The following is a 17,889-nucleotide window of genomic DNA, read 5'->3' on the forward strand; positions in this document are numbered from 1 at the left end:
CGCACATGAGCAACCTGTTGGGCATTCCGGAGACGAAACTCCCTGTCGATCCTGCGGTTTCGGTGCTGGAACAAGGCGTCGACCCGCGCGATGTGGCTCGCTCTTATCCCGCATCGTCGATCGCCTGGGCGACCTTGGCAGAAGACGCTCTGGACGACGGCGACGCGATCGAGGGATACGCGTTCGCGCGCACCGGCTACCACCGCGGCCTCGACTCGCTGCGCAAAGCGGGCTGGCGCGGTCAGGGGCCGGTGCCCTGGGAGCACGAACCCAATCGTGGGTTCCTGCGCTCCCTTGCCGCGCTGTCAACGGCTGCCGGGGCGATCGGCGAGACCGAGGAACAGCGCCGCTGCGCCGACTTCTTGCGCGATTCCTCCGCGACCGGTGCTCGGGAACTGGGCCTTTAAGAAAGACTCACCATGAGTTCGCGCGAAGACAGGCCGGCCACGGCGCAGGATGTGGCAGATCTCGCCGGGACCTCGCGCACCGCAGTGTCGTTCGTGCTCAACGGCAAGGCGGATGGGAATGTCGCCCTCGAGGTGCAGGAGCGTGTCCGGGCAGCGGCGCAAGAGCTGAAGTACTCTCCGCACCCCGGCGCCCGCAGTCTGCGGACCCAGCGCACGCATCTGATCGGCATCGTCACCGACACAATCGCGTCGAGTCCGTTCGCCGGACGGCTGATCGCCGGAGCGTCGCGCTGTGCGCTCGAAAATGGCTATCTGGCAGCTGTTTTCGACAGTCACCAGCAGCCGGAGGTGGAGGCACGCGCGGCGCAGGAGTTTCGCTCGCGCCGGGTGGACGGCCTGATCTATGCGTCGATGAATCTGCGCGAGGTGAGCGACGTCGCCCGCGCCGGCCTGCCGACCGTGCTCGCGAATTGCTTCATGCCTGGCGACGAGCTCGAGTCGGTCATCCCCGACGAGACCAGCGGCGGCGCGGAGGCAGCCGATGTCCTGCTGTCTTTCGGGCACCGTCGCATTGCGACCATCACCGGTTTGACCAATGCGGCAGGCGAGCCCGACGTGGCAGGCGAGTGGCGCACTACTGCCTTCCAGCAGCGACTGGCCACGGCCGGCATCTCTCCGTCGGTGAGCCTGGTGCCAGGCGACTGGTCCATCGACGCGGGCTATCACGCGGCCATGCAGATGCTCGACGTCGTCGCAGATGAACGCCCGACGGCGGTCTTCTGCATCAACGACCGAATCGCGGCCGGCACCATGCTCGCTGCTGCCCGGCTCGGGCTGACGGTGCCAGGCGACCTGTCCATCCTCGGCTTCGACGACCAGGAGGACCTCGCGGCCAACCTGGTGCCACCGCTGACGACCTTCGCCCTCCCGCACACGGAGATGGGCGTCGCGGCGATGCTGCGCCTCATCACGCTCGTCACCGCGACCGCCCCGAACAAGATCACGTCCGGTGCGAGCAATCATCAGACTGGCGGTGTCGAGCACACGCCGCGCCGACGATTGCTGCCGTCCCAATTGGTCGCCCGCGACTCGGTCGGACCGCCGACACGCTGAGCAACCGCCTGGTGGCTGCAAGCCCCGATCGGGACTGCGCCGGTATGACACATCCCGTCCGACTCGACAGCCTCGGCATACGCTAGCGGCATGGACGGCCGACTACTGGTGCTGGGCGTCGCCGCGGAGGGCGAGGAGCTCTACCGCCACGTGTTGCGGATGCCGGGGCAGACCCTCGCAGCACACGTCTCCCGCCTGGGCTGGACCGATTCCGAGGCCGAGAACGCCCTCGAGCAGTTACGCGCCCGCCGGCTCGTGCGCGTCACCGACATCGGCCAACTCGTCGCCGACCATCCGCGGGCCGCGCTCGAGCGGGTCGTCAGTGTCGAGGAGGCGCGGCTGGCCACGCGCCGGCAGGACCTCGCCCGGGTGCGTGACGCCATCGACACCTTCGCCGCCGACCACCGCGTCGGTCAGGAGCTGTCGTCTGCCACGCAACCCGCGCGGGAGCGGGTGGATCGCGCGGTCCTGGCGTCCGTGCACGAGCACCTCGTCGCCTCGACGGTCGGCGTCATACGGCAGGCGTGCCCGGCGTCGCCGCTACGCCTGATCGGCGACTTTCCGACGGTGCGTTCGCAGCTCGAAGCCGGCCGCGAGCAGCGCTCGCTCTATCTGCCGGGCGCCGTCGACGACGACGCCGACCGGCTGGCGCAGTGGGCCGCGGCAGGGGATCAGCAGCGATTGGCAGCCCAATTGCCGTCTGAATTCGTGTGTTTCGGCGATGAGGTCGCGCTGACGACCACTGAATGGGGTCGCGCCGATGGTGACTACGTGGTGCTGCGCGATCCGATGGTCGTCGCCGCCTTCGTCGAGCTCTTCGACCGGTTGTGGTCGGTGTCGACGGCGCGCGACTCCGACGACGACTCGTCGGACCGGCTGGTGGAGTGGATGCGCCAGGGGCTCACCGACGAGGCGATCGCCCGCGTCATGGGTGTCTCGCTGCGCACCGTGCGTCGCAGGATCGCCGCGCTGATGCGCGAGCACGCAGTCAGCAGCAGGTTCCAGCTGGCGCTGCGCATCGCCGAACGCGACCGCTGACACAGCCCTGCGGCATACGTTGTCGGTGGCCGGCGGGTTGGGCACGACGCACGGGCAGGTGATCAGCCGGGTAGCCTGATGCACTGCTTGATGGAGGCGCTCGGCATACGGCCCGCGGCCTTCGATCCTTACTCTCGATAGGGGCAGCAGCAATGCCAGCGATCGTGCTCGTCGGTGCGCAATGGGGCGACGAAGGCAAGGGCAAGGCGACCGACCTGCTCGGTGACCGGATTGACTACGTCGTGAAGTTCAACGGCGGCAACAATGCCGGCCACACCGTCGTCATCGAACAACCCGACGGATCCCGTGAGAAATACGCGCTGCACCTGCTGCCCAGCGGCATCCTGTCGCCGGGCGTCACGCCGGTCATCGGCAACGGCGTTGTCATCGATCTCAGCGTGCTGTTCGAGGAGCTCGACGGTCTGCAGGCGCGCGGCATCGACACCTCCGCGCTGCGCATCAGCGGCAACGCCCACGTCATCCCGAGCTACAACCGGGTCCTCGACAAGACGATCGAGCGCTTCCTCGGGTCGCGCAAGATCGGCACCACCGGCCGCGGTATCGGCCCCACCTACGCCGACAAGATGAACCGCATCGGCATCCGGGTGCAGGACCTGTTCGACGAGTCGATCCTGCGGCAAAAGGTCGCCGCGGCACTGGAGTCCAAGAACCAGATCCTGGTCAAGCTCTACAACCGGCGCGAGATGGCGGTCGACGAGGTCGTCGACGAGATGCTGAAGTATGTCGACCGGCTACGTCCGATGGTCACCGACACCTCACTGGAGATCTCCGAGGCGCTCGACGCGGGCAAGCTCGTGTTGTGTGAGGCCGGTCAGGCGACCCTGCTCGATGTCGACCACGGCACCTACCCCTACGTCACGTCGTCCAGTGCGATCTCCGCCGGTGCATGCACCGGGGCGGGCATACCGCCGACGAGGATCGATCGGGTCATCGGTGTCTTCAAGGCCTACACCACGCGCGTCGGCGAAGGCCCGTTCCCGACCGAATTGCTCGACGACTCAGGCGAATACCTGCGCAAGACCGGCGCCGAATTCGGAGTCACCACCGGGCGTCCGCGCCGCTGCGGATGGATGGACACCGTCATCGGGCGCTACGCCTTCCGCATCAACGGCATCACCGACTTCGTGCTGACCAAGCTCGACGTGCTCTCCGGGCTGGAGACTGTGCCGGTCTGCGTCGCGTATGACGTCGACGGGGTCCGGCACGATGAGATGCCGATGAACCAGAGCGACTTCCACCACGCGACACCGATCTACGAGGAGTTGCCCGGCTGGTTCGAGGACATCTCGCACTGCCGCTCCTACGAAGAGTTGCCGGCCAACTGCCGCGCCTACGTGGAGTTCGTCGAAGCGCGGATCGGTGCACGCATCTCGGTGATCGGTGTCGGTCCGGGTCGCGCCGAGGTCATCGTGCGGCACAACCTGCTCGGTGACGACTGACGTGACGACCGACGCGCTGACCGCGCTGGCCGCCCGCACCGTCAGCGGCAAGACGCCGCCGCTGGTCTTCCGCATCACCATCTGGACCCTCGCGCTGCTGTTTCTGGGATTCGCCGTCGCGGGTGCCGTCGGCTGGTGGCGGCTGCGGTCGGTGGCCGGCCGGTCGCCGGAGAGCATCCGGCAGCAGGGCCGGTACGCCCAGGCCGGCTGCCTGCTGGTCGGTGCGATCCCGGCCGCGCTGGTCGGGTTGTTCCTGCTGCAGTGGGCCATGGCGGTCAGCTGACGACGGCTGTGCCCGCCACCGGATGTGCCGGTGTCTCACGCGCGGGCGGGTGGTCGGGAGCTGCGGCATACAGCCCTAAACTTGGCGGTCGTGACTGAGCAACTCGATGACTGGGTGTCCCGACTGGCCGACGACGTGATCGCCGACGCCAAGGCCAAGGAGACCAAGGTCGTCTGCGCCTCCGGGCTGTCGCCGTCCGGCCCGATCCACCTGGGCAACCTGCGCGAGGTGATGACTCCCCACCTGGTGGCCGATGAGGTGCGTCGGCGCGGCATCGAGTGCGAGCACATCATCAGCTGGGACGACTACGACCGGTTCCGCAAGGTGCCCGATGTGCCCGGTGTGACCAGCGACTGGGAGCAGCACATCGGCAAACCGCTGACGAGCGTGCCGCCGCCGCAGGGCTCTGCTGCCTCGAGTTGGGCCGAGCACTTCCGGCTGCAGTGCGAGCAGAGCTTGGCGGAGCTCGGCATCGAATACCGCGGCATCAGCCAGACGCAGCAGTACACCAGCGGCGCCTACACCGAGCAGATCCTGTTCGCGATGTCGCAGCGCGCCGAGATCGACAAGGTCCTCGACCAGTACCGCACCCTCGGCCCGGCCAAGGCCAAGCAGCAGAAGCTGTCCGCCGAAGAAGCCGCAGCGGCGGCCGAGGCGGAAGCAGGTTCCGGCGCGGCTGCCGAGGACGACGGCAGCAGTGGCACGGGCTATTACCCGTACAAGCCCTATTGCACAGTGTGCGGCACCGACTTCACCACCGTCACCGCGTATGACGATGCGAGCACCGACCTCACCTACACCTGCCGCTGCGGCCACACCGAGACGGTCGAACTGCGCAGCTTCCGGCAGGGCAAGCTGGTCTGGAAGGTCGACTGGCCGATGCGCTGGTCGTATGAGCGGGTGCTGTTCGAGCCGTCCGGCGTCGACCACCAGTCGCCGGGCTCGTCATACGTCGTCGGCAAGGAACTCGCGCCGATGTTCGGCTGGGAGCGCCCGCTCGGGCCGATGTACGCCTTCGTCGGCATCAAGGGCATGGCCAAGATGTCGTCTTCCAAGGGCGGCGTGCCGGTCGCGGCCGACGCTCTGCAGATCATGGAACCGCAACTGCTGCGGTGGATGTACGCCCGGCGCAAGCCGAACCAGGCGTTCAGCATCGCCTTCGATGCCGAGATCCAGCGCATGTATGACGAGTGGGACTCGCTCGTGGTCAAGGTCGCGAACGGCTCCGGCCAGGCCGGTGATGTCGCGGCCTACACGCGGGCATCCTCGGTGGCGCACTCGGTGCTGCCGACGACACCGCGGCCGGTGTCGTATCGCACGCTCGCGTCGATCGTCGACATCACCACCGGTGACCAGGAGCAGCTGCTGCGTATCGTGACGTCCCTGGATCCGGCCGACCCGGTCAGTTCGGTGGAGGCGCTGCGACCGCGGCTGGACTGCGTCGAGCGATGGGTGGCCACGCAGATGGCCGACGAAGACCGCACCGTCGTGCGTTCCGAGGTGGCGGCGGCATTGGAGTCGTTGAGCGATCTCGAGCGCTCCGGCATACGAATCCTATTGGAAGGCAACGACTCCGGGCTGCCGCGACTGGAGGACGCCTGGTCGCTCGAGGGCCTGACGCACCAGGTGTATGCCGTGCCGAAGGTGCAGCGCGGTCTGGCCCCCGACCAGATCGTCAAGGGCGACAAGGAGCTCGCCGCAGCCCAGCGGCAGTTCTTCAAGCTGCTCTACAACCTGCTGGTCGACAAGGACACGGGTCCTCGCCTGCCGACATTGCTGCTGGCTGTCGGTCCCGAGCGAGTGCGGAGTCTGCTGGGCGGTTGACGCGCTGGCGCGACTCAGTCGTCCAGCGGCTGAGTCGCGTTCAGTGTGCACCGGTTTCGTGGTCGCCGTGGCTGGCCGGCTCCAGCTGAAACGTGGAGTGGTCGACGTCGAAGTGCCCCTGCAGGCAGGCCTGCAGTTCGTCGAGCAGTTGCGGCGCGTGACCGTCGCCGAAGCAGGTGTCGTCGACGACGACGTGCGCCGACAGCGCCGGCAGGTCGGAGGTCACCGTCCAGACGTGCAGATCGTGCACGGCGTGCACGTGGTCGACTTCGAGGATGTGCTCGCGGACGACGGCGATGTCGACGCCCTCGGGCGCCGCCTCGAGCAGCACACGGCCACTGGCACGCAGGAGACCCCAGGCGGCATACAGCATGAGGGCGACGACGAGCAGTGAGGCGATGGCGTCGGCGCGCACGAAACCCGTTGTCAGTATGACGATTCCGGCGATGACGGTGCCGACGAATCCGTAGAGATCGGTCAGCACGTGCTGGTAGGCACCCTCGACATTGAGGCTGGTGCGGTTGGCGCGTGCCAGCAGCCAGGCGGCGACGACGTTGATCGCCATACCGACCAGCGCGACGACCAGCACCGGGCCACCTTCGACCGGCGGCGGGTCGATGAGTCGCTGTATCGCTTCGAAGCCGATGATCGCCGCGACGACCAGCAATGTGATCCCGTTGCCGGCGGCGGACAGGATCTCGGCGCGCTTCCAGCCGAAGGTCCATGAGCCGGAGGCCGGTCGGGCGGCCAGCCGCATGGCCCAGAGCGCGGCGGCGATGGCGCCGATGTCGCTGAGCATGTGCCCGGCGTCGGACAGCAGTGCCAGCGATCCGGACGTGAAGGCGACGATGACCTCGCCGATCATGAACACCGTCAGCAGTGCCAGCGCGCCGATCAGGTAGCGCTGGTCGGCATCGGAGCGCACCCCGTGGTCGTGACCGTGATGACCGCCGTGAGCGGCGCCATGATCACTGCCATGTGGGTGGTCGTGCGAGTGCTCATGGCCGTGACCAAGGGGCGAATCGCCTTGCCGGGCGGCACTTTCGGGCCCTGTGTTGACCGGGGCGATGCTGCCTCGGCCGGTGGTGCCGGGGCCGAGCGCGTCTGACGACACAGTGCCGCTGCACAGAGGCACCTTCTGCTGGCTCATGTCGGCTCCCGGTAGTGGTGTTCGTTGTCATTATCGACATATGCGCATATTCGCATATGTCGATTCACGACTATAGTCGAGCGCATGCCAGAGCCCAAACCGTCCGCGGACGAGGATGTGCACTCCGGTGATCTGACCGATGGGCAGGTCGATGCGGCGGTGACGGCCTTCTCGCTGCTGGCGGATGCCACCCGGGTGCGGATTCTGTGGGCGTTGCGCGATGCGGATCTCGACGTCGCCTCGCTGGCCGAGGTCGCAGGATGCCGCCCGACGGTGGCCAGTCAGCATCTGGCGAAGCTCCGCCTTGCGGCGATGGTGACCGGAACTCGCGACGGACGACGAATTGTCTACAGCCTCAACGGTTCTCACATGCGGACGCTGCTGACGGAGGCGTTGTTCCACGCCGACCATCAGGTGCGCTGAGGCGCAGCCGGCCACCCAGATGTGCTGAGGGCAGTCACCCTCGCGCAGGGGTCGTCAATCCGCGTCGCGGATCCGCTCGTGGTGGTGGATGACCTCGTCGATGACGAAGCGCAGGAATTTCTCGCTGAACTCCGGATCGAGCCCGGATTCGGTTGCCAGTGCTCGCAATCGGGTGATCTGGCGCTCCTCACGGGCTGGATCCGCCGGCGGGAGGTCGTGCTCGGCTTTGTACTCGCCCACCGCCTGGGTGATGCGGAAGCGCTCGGCCAGGATGTGGATCAGCGCCGCATCGATGTTGTCGATCGAACGCCGAAAGGCCGCCAGTTGCGCGTCGGCGGTGGTCATGACCCGCTCACCCGCACCACGGTCATCCGGTGCGCAGCCCGGGTGAGCGCGACATACAGCACCCTTGCCCCGCCTGGGGATTCGGCGATGATGGCATCAGGATCGACGATCACCGTCGCATCGTATTCGAGGCCCTTGGTCGACATCGGGTCGATGAGCAGCACGCGGCCACCGGCGAAGCTGTCCGCGACGGTGGCCAGGGCCGCCATGTGACGGGCGGGGCTGACGATCGCGATCGATCCGTCGACCTGGTCGAGCAGGTCGCCCACCGCCGAGGTGACCACCGAGGGCAGGGCGTGCGCCGTGCTGTCGAGGTCGACCGGGTCGACCCCGGTCTCGCGCACCGCCTGCGGGATATCGGCATCGGGCACCGTCTGACGAATGAGCCGCGCCGCGTAGTCGAAGATCTCGCGTGCGTTGCGGTAGTTGGTGTCCATGTGGAAGGTCTGGCGCGGCTTGGTGCCGAAGGCCTCCTCGCGCGCGGCGGCCGCCTCGGTCTCGACCGGCCATGAACTCTGTGCCGCGTCGCCGACGACGGTCCAGGACGCATAACGGCCGCGGCGCCCCAGCATCCGCCACTGCATCGGTGAGAGGTCCTGGGCCTCGTCGACCAGAGTGTGCGAGTACTCCTCGGCCTTGCCGATCCGCCCGGTCAGCAGGCGTTCACGGTGGTCGAGCGGTGTGCGTTCGTATCCGACCTCCTGCACCGGCACGGCCCGGCCCGGCTGAAGCTCGCTGACCCCGAAGCTGTCGAGTTCCTCGATCTCGTAGAACCCACGCTCCTCACGCTGCGACTCCGGCACCAGCCCCAGCTTCGCGCTGAGGTCGTCGACAAGCGCGACGTCGGCGACGGACCAACTGCCGTCGGCCAGTGCGACCTGCATCGACTCACGCAGCAGGTGCGCGTCCGTACGGCTCAGGATTCCGTCGGTGTACCGGTGCACGCGGCCTTCGTCGGTCAGCCAGAGCAGCACCTCGCGGGGATCCAGTGGTGGCCACCAGGCGCGCACGAACGCCTCGACCTCGAGGTGATCGGTGAACCGGTCGACGAAGTCGGACTTCTCGTCGGTGCGCACCTGTGCCCATGCCGCATCGGCAAGCGCCTGCACGACGGCATCTCCGGCGGAGTTGTGCTGGTGGCGTTGCAGGACCTGGCGCCGGATGCGCCGTAGCTCGCCTGCATCGATGCGGATCGGATGTCCTGCGACCATCGCGCGGAACTGGTCGGGAGCCTCCGGTGCCAGGTCGCGGGCGGCGCGCGCGAGCACCTGGCGGATCCGTGGCGACCCCTTGATCGCGGCAGCGGCGGGGGAGTCGAGACGGGTGGCCGTCATACCGTCGACGACATCGCCGAGAGAGCGCAACGTCACGCTGTCCTCACCGAGTGAGGGCAGCACGCGTTCGATGTACGCGGTGTATGCCGCAGACGGTCCCACCACGAGGATCCCGCCGGACTCGTAGCGTCGTCGGTCGGAGTACAGCAGGTATGCCGCACGGTGCAGTGCCACGACGGTCTTGCCGGTGCCGGGCCCGCCGGTGATCTCGGTGACCCCACGGCTCGAGGCACGGATCGCCTCGTCCTGGTGCCGCTGGATGGTGGCGACGATGTCGCGCATCTGCGCGCCACGGGTCCGGGTGAGAGCCGCCATGAGGGCTCCGTCACCGACCACCACCATGCCATCGGGAGCTTCGGGCACCATCAGGTCGTCCTCGACACCGAGCACGACCGCGTCGCGGCACCGCAGCACCCGACGACGGATCACGCCCTGGGGCTGGACCGGTGTCGCCCGGTAGAACGCGGATGCGGCGGGCGCTCGCCAGTCGATGACCAGCGGCTCGTAGTCGTCGTCGCGCACGCCGATGCGCCCGATGTATCGCACATCGACGTCGGCGCCGTCCGGGCCGGGTTGGTCGAGATCCAGGCGCCCGAAGACGAGGCCTTCGTATTGAGTCTCCAGGGCCTGCCGCCGGCGACCGGCGTTGAAGACCAGCGCGTCGCGTTCGAACAGCCCGGTGATCTCTTCCTCGCGAGCCTCCCCGGTGCGGTCGGTGCGCCCCCGGGCGAGACCCTCGGCCTCGACGAGAGAAGCCCGTTCACCGGCCTTGACGAGCTCGGCATACACGCGGTCGACATACCGCTGCTCATGGGCGAGTTCAGCGGTGACCTCCGGCGATGGTGCGGTCGGACGATCACTGGCGACGCTCACATATCCCCCAAGGCGATTCGGGTGCTTTCGTCCCACGCGGCCCGGGGCGAACAATGAAGTCTAGACCTCGCGGAAGGCCGCCATCCGGGGGTTCGCGATCTGGTCAGATCAGGCCGTTCTTGGCGGCGAGCACCCCGGCTTGAAACCGGGTGCTGGCATTGAGGCGGTCCATGACGGTGCGCACCCGACGCTCGACGGTGCGCGGTGACACTCCGACCTGCCGCGCGATCGCCAGATCGGAGATCCCACCGGCCATCAAGCGCACGATCTGCCGGTCGCGTGGTTCAAGCAGTTCGGACCCGGTGTCCGGCTCGAGGTCGGCGCGCCACGGCATACCCAACCGCCAGGTGAACTCCAGACAGCGCAGCACCCAGTCGCTGCCCGATTTCGGGTTCAGCAGGATGCCGACCGGAGACCCGTCGCGATCTTCCAGGTCCAGCAGCGCCATGCCCTGATCATTGACCGCGCCTGAGAATGGCAGGCCCTTGGTGAGGCGGATTTCGTCCCCGGCCTCCTGCCTGTTGCGCATCACCTGATCCATGCGTTCGCCGGTCAGAAAAGCCGGATCGACGTTGAGCCTGGTGTGCAGCAGTTCGCCGCGACTGTTGAAGAACGGCGTGGCCGAACGTTCGGCCGGCGCATCGCGCAGATACCTGCTGAGCGGAGAATCGGTGCGATTGCTGATCGCCCAGCGCTCCGCGGTCGCAACGATCTGCTGCAACGCCTGGGCGCTCTCCTCGATCGACACCAGCGGCGCAATCTTGAGCTCCTGCCCGGTGCTGGCGTCCGACCTGGCGCGCAGATAGATGTGTGTCATCAGCTGAGAGGTCGAACGCATCAGCCGCGCCCGCTGCTCCAGCTGGGCGGCATACGCGGGGAGCGCGACATCGGGGGAGACGACGTGCCAGTTCTCGGCATCGATCTGCCGGATCAGGCCCCGCGCCTTGAGCTCGGGCAGGTAGGCGTCGAGTTCGCTTTGGCTGAACCCCTGAGAGAGCAGGGTTCCCACGGTGACCTTCGGCGACTGCAGCATCGCCAGATAGATCGGCGCGACATCGTCGTCCGACGGATCGACGGGTGCGGATGTGGTGCGTGAGACGGTCGTGCGCTTGGGCACAGCAGCCTCCGGTTGATGGCGGGTTGTCGCCAATGACGATAGTCCGACAGATTCGGATTAACAACGACGCGCGGCTCGTGCCATAGTTGACGCATCAACCTTAGGGTTGTGCGAGCGTGGCAGAGTCGCCGAGTCCCCCCTCCGGCTGACCACCATGCTTGCGGTGGGTCCCTCCCGAGAGACCTCCCCCCTGACTTTCGGGAGGGGCTCACCTTCTTCCCCCCCCTTCAGGCCGCGCATCGTATGACGCTGTCTTTACGCGGACGGGATCTGTGCGCAGAGCCGGCGTTGCGTAGGCTGAGCCGCTGTGAAGGCACTCGTGATCGGCTCCGGAGCCCGTGAGCACGCCCTTGTCCGTGGCCTGTTGGCAGATCCGGAGGTCGCGTCGGTCGACGCCGCTCCGGGCAACCCCGGGATCGCGGCCATCGCCCCCGTTCATCCGTTGCCCGGCCTCAGCGACGGTCCGGCGATCGCCGCGCTCGCCGCTGAGATCGGTGCCGACCTCGTGGTGATCGGACCGGAAGCGCCGCTGGTGGCAGGGGTCGCCGACACACTGCGCGACGCGGGCTTCGCGGTGTTCGGGCCGTCCGGAGCTGCTGCCGCACTCGAAGGCAGCAAGGCTTTCGCCAAAGAGGTCATGGCGGCGGCCGACGTTCCGACCGCACGCTGCTACGTGTGCACCTCGGGCGACGAGGCACGAGCGGCGATGGAGGCGACCGGTGCGCCATACGTCGTCAAGGACGACGGACTCGCGGCCGGAAAGGGCGTCGTGGTCACCGATTCGCTGGAAGCTGGCCTCGCGCATGCGCAGGCGTGTTTCGACGCCGGTGGGCGGGTGGTGATCGAGGAGTTCCTGGAGGGTCCTGAGGTCTCGGTCTTCTGCATCACCGACGGTGAGACGGTGATGCCGCTCGAGCCGGCGCAAGATTTCAAGCGACTCGGGGACAACGACGAAGGGCCGAATACCGGTGGTATGGGCGCATATTCGCCGCTCACCTGGATTCCTGACGACCTCGTCGACGACGTCATGACGCGCATCGCCCAGCCGACCGTCGACGAGATGCGTCGTCGCGGCACGCCGTTCGTCGGCGTGCTGTATGTCGGGCTGGCGCTCACCGCGGCGGGCCCGCGAGTGATCGAGTTCAACGCCCGTTTCGGTGACCCTGAGACTCAGGTGGTGCTCGCCCGGCTGCGCACCCCGCTCGGTCGGCTGCTGACGGCAGCTGCCGACGGGAGCCTGGACGAGCAACCACCGCTCGTATGGCGTGACGACAGCGCCGTCACGGTGGTCGTCGCGAGTGCTGGCTATCCGGCCGCACCGCGCACCGGCGACCCGATCACCGGACTGTCGGAGGAGTCGGCCGAGGCATACGTCCTGCACGCCGGCACCGCTTTGAATGCCGATGGAGAACTGGTGTCTGCCGGAGGCCGGGTGCTGTCAGTCGTCGGTCTGGGTGACTCCGTCGACGAGGCGCGCAAGGCGGCATACGAGCGCGTCGCTCAGGTGAAACTGACCGGTTCACAACACCGCAGCGACATCGCCGCGGCCGTCGCGCCTGCTGCGTCTGCTGCTGACTGAACCTCACCCTCACCTCGCACCGACGTCCACTGGCCCGCGAGTTGAGCGCAAATCTCACCCGTTGGCGCGAGGCCGGACGATCGCTGGAACACTGGTGCCATGACCGCTCCGCTCGACCTGCCCGGTTATGCCCACATCTACTCCGGCAAGGTGCGTGATCTGTACGCCCCGCTCGACGGCGCGGGAGCACCGCGCGACGACCAGGTGCTGCTCGTCGCGTCCGATCGCATCTCTGCTTACGACTTCATCCTGAGTTCGCAGATCCCCGACAAGGGCAAAGTGCTGACGCAACTGTCGCTGTGGTGGTTCGAGCAGTTGGCCCCGCTGGTGCCCAATCACGTGGTCTCGACCGATGTGCCGGCAGCCGTCGAAGGACGCGCAGTGCTGGTGGAACGTCTCGACATGGTGCCTGTGGAGTGCGTCGCGCGCGCCTATCTCACCGGGGGTGGCCTCACCGAGTATCAGACCGACGGAACCGTCTCCGGCGTCGCGCTGCCGGACGGGCTCGTCGACGCGTCCCGTCTGGACGAACCGATCTTCACGCCGTCGACCAAGGCGCCCGTGGGCGAGCACGACCAGCCGATGCCGTATGCCGATGTCGTCGCCACGGTCGGCGAGGAACGCGCCGCCCAGATCCGCGATCTCACTGTGCGAATCCTGAGCAAGGCCAACGAGATCGCAGCTCCTCGCGGCATCCTGATCGCTGACACGAAGGTCGAGTTCGGATACCGCGACTCCGGTGAGTTGGTGCTTGCCGACGAGGTGCTCACCCCCGACTCGTCGCGCTTCTGGCAGGCGGCCGCATGGGCGCCGGGAACCCGACAGGCGTCATACGACAAGCAGTTCGTGCGTGACTGGCTGACGTCGCCGGAGTCCGGCTGGGACCGCGAGTCGGGTCAGGAGCCGCCGGAGTTGCCGGACTCGGTCGTCGAGCAGACCCGTGCGAAGTATGTCGAGGCCTACGAGTCGATCACCGGTCGTTCCTTCTGACTCCTGGGCAGTCCGGCCTCCTGATGCTTTGTCTGTGATGCCTGGTCAACCGACGACGGCCGTTTCGACGCGTCCTCGCCTGCTTATGAGGCACCATGGCGCCCACCCCACGACAGATCCCGCAGAATGGGCTCGGTAGATACGAGCGTCCTCGGGAGAGGCAGAGACACCATGGCGCGCAAGACGCTGCACCGGCACGAGGCCGTTGAACGGCACATCCGGTCCAGGGTGGCGAGCCTTTCGGCGGGCGATCCCATCGAGTCCGATGCTGAACTCGCCGAGTTGTTTCAGATCAGCCGGATGACTGTTCGGCAGGCAACGCAGCGACTTGTTGCGGAGGGCGTGATCTACCGGATCAACGGAGTCGGGACCTTCGTCGGCGCGCCGCAGGTGCACCGCCACCAGAGCAATTTGCGTTCCTTTGCTGACGAGATGGCGTTGCGCGGTTTGGCAGCGACATCTCAGCTGCTGTCTCGCGAGACCAGGCAGGCGTCCAAGGGGGAGTCCGCGATGCTGCGGCTGTCGCCGCGGTCCAAGGTGCTGCACCTTCGGTTCCTCGGCTTCGCCGATCAACAGCCCATGGTGATCGAAAGCTTCGTGCTGCCAATGCGTTTCGCTTCGTTGCTCGACACGACTCCGAGCAGCGCTTCGCTGCGGGAGCAACTCATCGAGCACGGGATGACGGCCCGCAGTGTCGTCGGCACACACTCCGCCGAGGTCGCGACACCGGAGGAAGCGCAGCTGCTGCAGCTTCCGTTGGGCGCGGCGCTGTTTGTCGCGCGCCACGTGAGCCGGACCGAGGATGATCAGCCGGTCGAGATCACTGAATCTCGTTATGCCGGAAGCCGGTTCACCGTTCACGTCGAGTCGGACGCTTAGCCACGATCGGGCGCGTTCCGCGCACATCGATGAGTGACGCGGGGTGTCGCCACGGTTGCTGGTGTTGCTCTGCCATCCGCTGATCACGTCGTCGTCTGTATCGCGGCCCTGCCGATCGCGTTCGCCTGTCCGTCAAATCTCGACTGAGTGTCGGCATACCAGCCGACGAACACCACCACCCACGATCAGATTCGACGCCCTTCTGCAGTGCCGCGATCCGTCGCCCAGCGGGCAGCTTTCTGGTGATCCTCTGCCTGGAATTGGCCACCACTATAGACAGGTAGAAGGATCGACGACGTCGTGCCCTCACGGAACTGTCGTCGGCGTGATCGACGCTTGATGAACGGGATATGAGCCCGCCATGACTGAACCTAACACGATTTAAGTCCAGAATACCAGGTTTTGCCAATCCGCTTGACGATGGCGGGAAAGCTCGCCTACATTCCTCGCGTATCTAGATGGGTGAGTTGCATCACAAACGCGATGGCGTCGTGACGTTGCCAAGAGATGCAGATCCTCACCCACCAACCAGAGGAGACCCGATCGTGCTCATGCACAGCTATGCCGCAGCAGGGCTGCGAACGGAGATCTCTGCGCCATGTTGAGCTTCCCGGACGAGTGGGTATGGGACTTCTGGAGTGCGGATGACGGCGACCAGTTCCACTTGTTCTTCCTGTACGCGCCGAAGTCGCTGGGTGACGAAGGTCGCCGGCACCGCGCCGCGCGTATCGGTCACGCCGTGTCGACGGATCTGGTGTCGTGGACACGACTGGCTGACCCCTTCGGAGCGGGTGAGCCCGGCTCGTTTGACGCCACGGCGACGTGGACCGGCAGCGTGGTTCGCGGTGACGACGGCGTCTGGCGGATGTTCTACACGGGCAGCCGATTTACCGGCCCGGAGCCCGCAGTGGCGAATGTCGAGACGGTGGCTGTCGCTGTCTCCGACGACCTGATCACATGGCGTAAGCAGCCCGGTCCGGTCGTGCAAGCGGATCCGCAGTGGTACGAAACCCTCGGCTCGTCGAGCTGGCGTGAGGAGGCTTGGCGCGATCCTTGGGTCTTCCGTGATCCGTCCGGTGACGGCTGGCACATGTTGGTCACCGCGCGCGCCAATCACGGTGCGATCGACGACCGGGGTGTCATTGGGCATGCGATCTCGAGGGACCTCAGCCGGTGGGAGGTCGTGGAGCCGCTGACTCAGCCTGGTGAGGGCTTCCAGCACATCGAAGTGCCTCAGGTCGAGTGCATCCAGGGGCAGTGGGTACTGGTGTTCTCCTGTCCGGCGGACGCGCTTGCCGGGTCGAGGGCCACGCAGGTGTCCGACGCCGGAACCTGGATCACGGCCGTGTCCGACCCGACCAAGGCCTTCAACCTGGAGATGGCCCGTCCCTTTACCCGCCACCAGTTCTACTCCGGACGGGTGCTGCGTGATCGGTCCGGAGTCTGGTGCCTGATCACGTTCGAGAACTATGACCAGTCAAGCAATTTCGTCGGGGTCGTCACAGATCCGGCTCCCTTCCGACTTGAGCTGAGTCCGACCACCAGTGTCGTCGACGTCGAGCCGCTGGACAGCTCCTCTTCTCACCTCATCCCTGGACGAATCAGGCGCGTCCAGGACACCGATTTCCACCACCCCACGCCTGCATAACGCATCCCGCCGCGGATGCCTCGTCCAAGGAGAAACATGAAATCCACTCGCACGACCCACCGGCTCGCCGCCTGCGTCGCGGTCGCATCGGTCGCTCTGGTCGCTGGTTGCTCGACCAGCGGCAGCAGCAGTTCGTCGTCTGCATCAGCCGGCAGCGGCAAAGGCACGATCAGCATCTGGGCCCACAGCGGCCAGCCCGGTGAAAACGCCGCGCTCGAGGCGGCGGTGGCCGGATTCAACAAGTCGCACCCCACCATCCACGCGAACCTTCGCCTGATCTCCGCCGACACCTACACCACGACTGTCACCAACACCCCGAAGAGCCAGCTGCCGGATGTGCTGGAGATGGACGGGCCGACGGTAGGAGCGTTCGCCTACAACGCCAAGCTGGCACCGCTGAAGCAGTTCGTGTCGGCAAGTGTGGTGAGCAACGCGACGGCGGGTGCCATCGCCGAGGGAACCTCGAACAACACGCTGTACGCACTGCCGATGTACGACTCGGCGCTGGGGCTCTATGCCAACAAGAAGATGTTGGATGCCGCCGGGGTGAAGTACCCCACCTCCACCGCTGATGCGTGGACCCCTGCGGAGTTCCTCAAGGCACTGCAGGTCCTGGCCAAGGCGAACAAGTCTGGCAAGTCCCTCGACATCGATGAGTCCAGCCTCAACCAGGAGTGGGGTACCTACGGGTTCTCCCCGGTGATCCAGTCAGCGGGCGGCAACCTGATCCAGAACGGCAAGGCGACCGGTGTTCTGAACTCCGCGGCGAGCATCAAGGCGATGACCGAGTTCGCATCGTGGAAGCCTTATGTGGATCCGAACGCGGACGGTAATGCATTCCAGGACGGTCGAGTCGCGCTCAGCTGGAGCGGACACTGGGAGTACCCGGTGTACTCCAAGGCCATCGGCGCCAGCAACCTGCTCGACCTTCCGTTGCCCAACTTCGGCACCGGCTCCAAGACGGGCGCCGGGTCGTGGACCTGGGGCATCGGCGCGGCCACCAAGGACGGTTCAGCAGCCGGTCAGTTCCTCGACTACCTGCTGGACGACCAGAACGTCACTGCGATGACAAACGCCGACGGGGCTCCGCCGGCCACCAAGACCGCGTTCGCAGCGGACAAGCTCTACCAGCCGGGCGGCGGGCTGGCGCTGTGGGGCCAGAACCTGCAGCATACCTGCCCGGCCTCCGCGATCACCTCGACGTGTGTGGCCATCTACCGACCCGTGACCGCGGGCTACCCCACGATCACGTCGAACTTCGCCACCGCCCTCGCAGCGATCTTCAACGGTGCCGATCCCAAGACGGCTCTTACGAACGCCGCAAAGGCGATCGACCAGAACTTCTCCGACAACAACGGCTACCAGCAGTAATCGCATCGGGTGAGGGCGCGGTGGTCATCGCGCCCTCACCCGCAGGAAAGAGAGA

The 17,889-nt window shown here is 66.7% G+C and carries 16 protein-coding genes; 12 read left to right on the top strand and 4 right to left on the bottom strand.

Features of this window, described 5'->3' with window-relative positions:
• Positions 1-5 precede the first annotated feature (5 nt).
• The 6 genes from BKA23_RS01305 (at position 6) to lysS (ending at position 6,125) form a co-directional block, all read left to right on the top strand.
• Complete coding sequence (locus tag BKA23_RS01305; protein ID WP_145224804.1) at positions 6-407, top strand: DUF3151 domain-containing protein; 402 nt, start codon at positions 6-8, stop codon at positions 405-407.
• 12 nt (positions 408-419) lie between these two features.
• Positions 420-1,520: a LacI family DNA-binding transcriptional regulator gene (locus BKA23_RS01310; protein ID WP_145224806.1), complete on the top strand. Its 1,101-nt coding sequence runs from the start codon at positions 420-422 to the stop codon at positions 1,518-1,520.
• 90 nt (positions 1,521-1,610) lie between these two features.
• Positions 1,611-2,558, top strand: a complete 948-nt coding sequence (locus BKA23_RS01315) for a helix-turn-helix domain-containing protein (protein WP_145224808.1) — start codon at positions 1,611-1,613, stop codon at positions 2,556-2,558.
• 152 nt (positions 2,559-2,710) lie between these two features.
• Complete coding sequence (locus BKA23_RS01320) at positions 2,711-4,018, top strand: adenylosuccinate synthase (RefSeq protein ID WP_145224810.1); 1,308 nt, start codon at positions 2,711-2,713, stop codon at positions 4,016-4,018.
• The gene (locus tag BKA23_RS01325) at positions 4,008-4,301 is read left to right on the top strand and encodes a hypothetical protein (RefSeq protein ID WP_145224812.1); all 294 of its coding nucleotides are present in this window, start codon (positions 4,008-4,010) and stop codon (positions 4,299-4,301) included. The genes BKA23_RS01320 and BKA23_RS01325 overlap by 11 nt, the downstream gene beginning before the upstream one ends.
• A gap of 90 nt (positions 4,302-4,391) precedes the next feature.
• Positions 4,392-6,125: a lysine--tRNA ligase gene (lysS, locus tag BKA23_RS01330; protein ID WP_145224814.1), complete on the top strand. Its 1,734-nt coding sequence runs from the start codon at positions 4,392-4,394 to the stop codon at positions 6,123-6,125.
• A 40-nt stretch (positions 6,126-6,165) separates the two neighbouring features.
• Here lysS and BKA23_RS01335 read toward each other — a convergent pair whose 3' ends face one another.
• Complete coding sequence (locus BKA23_RS01335) at positions 6,166-7,275, bottom strand: cation diffusion facilitator family transporter (protein ID WP_145224816.1); 1,110 nt, start codon at positions 7,273-7,275, stop codon at positions 6,166-6,168.
• Positions 7,276-7,359: 84 nt separating this feature from the next.
• Here BKA23_RS01335 and BKA23_RS01340 point away from each other — a divergent pair, with 84 nt between their 5' ends.
• On the top strand, positions 7,360-7,698 hold the full coding sequence (locus tag BKA23_RS01340; protein ID WP_145224818.1) for an ArsR/SmtB family transcription factor: 339 nt from the start codon (positions 7,360-7,362) through the stop codon (positions 7,696-7,698).
• Positions 7,699-7,752: 54 nt separating this feature from the next.
• Here BKA23_RS01340 and BKA23_RS01345 read toward each other — a convergent pair whose 3' ends face one another.
• From BKA23_RS01345 to BKA23_RS01355, 3 genes are all read right to left on the bottom strand, one after another.
• Positions 7,753-8,043 carry a chorismate mutase gene (locus BKA23_RS01345; RefSeq protein WP_145224819.1) on the bottom strand — a complete coding sequence of 97 codons (291 nt, stop codon included), beginning with the start codon at positions 8,041-8,043 and terminating at the stop codon, positions 7,753-7,755.
• The gene (locus BKA23_RS01350) at positions 8,040-10,250 is read right to left on the bottom strand and encodes a HelD family protein (RefSeq protein WP_145224820.1); all 2,211 of its coding nucleotides are present in this window, start codon (positions 10,248-10,250) and stop codon (positions 8,040-8,042) included. The genes BKA23_RS01345 and BKA23_RS01350 overlap by 4 nt, the downstream gene beginning before the upstream one ends.
• A gap of 103 nt (positions 10,251-10,353) precedes the next feature.
• The gene (locus BKA23_RS01355; RefSeq protein ID WP_145224821.1) at positions 10,354-11,367 is read right to left on the bottom strand and encodes a helix-turn-helix transcriptional regulator; all 1,014 of its coding nucleotides are present in this window, start codon (positions 11,365-11,367) and stop codon (positions 10,354-10,356) included.
• A gap of 307 nt (positions 11,368-11,674) precedes the next feature.
• Here BKA23_RS01355 and purD point away from each other — a divergent pair, with 307 nt between their 5' ends.
• The 5 genes from purD (at position 11,675) to BKA23_RS01380 (ending at position 17,834) form a co-directional block, all read left to right on the top strand.
• On the top strand, positions 11,675-12,946 hold the full coding sequence (gene purD / locus BKA23_RS01360) for a phosphoribosylamine--glycine ligase (protein WP_145224822.1): 1,272 nt from the start codon (positions 11,675-11,677) through the stop codon (positions 12,944-12,946).
• A 99-nt stretch (positions 12,947-13,045) separates the two neighbouring features.
• Positions 13,046-13,936, top strand: coding sequence for a phosphoribosylaminoimidazolesuccinocarboxamide synthase (locus tag BKA23_RS01365; RefSeq protein WP_145224823.1), 891 nt, complete (start codon positions 13,046-13,048; stop codon positions 13,934-13,936).
• A 171-nt stretch (positions 13,937-14,107) separates the two neighbouring features.
• Positions 14,108-14,815 carry a GntR family transcriptional regulator gene (locus BKA23_RS01370; RefSeq protein WP_170226325.1) on the top strand — a complete coding sequence of 236 codons (708 nt, stop codon included), beginning with the start codon at positions 14,108-14,110 and terminating at the stop codon, positions 14,813-14,815.
• A gap of 598 nt (positions 14,816-15,413) precedes the next feature.
• The gene (locus BKA23_RS01375; protein ID WP_145224825.1) at positions 15,414-16,463 is read left to right on the top strand and encodes a glycoside hydrolase family protein; all 1,050 of its coding nucleotides are present in this window, start codon (positions 15,414-15,416) and stop codon (positions 16,461-16,463) included.
• A 36-nt stretch (positions 16,464-16,499) separates the two neighbouring features.
• Complete coding sequence (locus BKA23_RS01380) at positions 16,500-17,834, top strand: type 2 periplasmic-binding domain-containing protein (RefSeq protein WP_145224826.1); 1,335 nt, start codon at positions 16,500-16,502, stop codon at positions 17,832-17,834.
• Positions 17,835-17,889 lie beyond the last annotated feature (55 nt).

The sequence above is a fragment of the Rudaeicoccus suwonensis genome, assembly GCF_007829035.1.
In the GTDB taxonomy this organism is placed as follows: Bacteria; Actinomycetota; Actinomycetes; order Actinomycetales; family Dermatophilaceae; genus Rudaeicoccus; species Rudaeicoccus suwonensis.

Excerpts from the sequence above, each read along its gene's own strand:
- BKA23_RS01305 (WP_145224804.1), top strand. The coding sequence starts at position 6 with ATGAGCAACCTGTTGGGCATTCCGGAGACGAAACTCCCTGTCGATCCT.
- BKA23_RS01310 (WP_145224806.1), top strand. The coding sequence starts at position 420 with ATGAGTTCGCGCGAAGACAGGCCGGCCACGGCGCAGGATGTGGCAGAT.
- BKA23_RS01315 (WP_145224808.1), top strand. The coding sequence starts at position 1,611 with ATGGACGGCCGACTACTGGTGCTGGGCGTCGCCGCGGAGGGCGAGGAG.
- BKA23_RS01320 (WP_145224810.1), top strand. The coding sequence starts at position 2,711 with ATGCCAGCGATCGTGCTCGTCGGTGCGCAATGGGGCGACGAAGGCAAG.
- BKA23_RS01335 (WP_145224816.1), bottom strand. The coding sequence starts at position 7,275 with ATGAGCCAGCAGAAGGTGCCTCTGTGCAGCGGCACTGTGTCGTCAGAC.
- BKA23_RS01340 (WP_145224818.1), top strand. The coding sequence starts at position 7,360 with ATGCCAGAGCCCAAACCGTCCGCGGACGAGGATGTGCACTCCGGTGAT.
- BKA23_RS01345 (WP_145224819.1), bottom strand. The coding sequence starts at position 8,043 with ATGACCACCGCCGACGCGCAACTGGCGGCCTTTCGGCGTTCGATCGAC.
- BKA23_RS01365 (WP_145224823.1), top strand. The coding sequence starts at position 13,046 with ATGACCGCTCCGCTCGACCTGCCCGGTTATGCCCACATCTACTCCGGC.
- BKA23_RS01370 (WP_170226325.1), top strand. The coding sequence starts at position 14,108 with ATGGCGCGCAAGACGCTGCACCGGCACGAGGCCGTTGAACGGCACATC.
- BKA23_RS01375 (WP_145224825.1), top strand. The coding sequence starts at position 15,414 with ATGTTGAGCTTCCCGGACGAGTGGGTATGGGACTTCTGGAGTGCGGAT.
- BKA23_RS01380 (WP_145224826.1), top strand. The coding sequence starts at position 16,500 with ATGAAATCCACTCGCACGACCCACCGGCTCGCCGCCTGCGTCGCGGTC.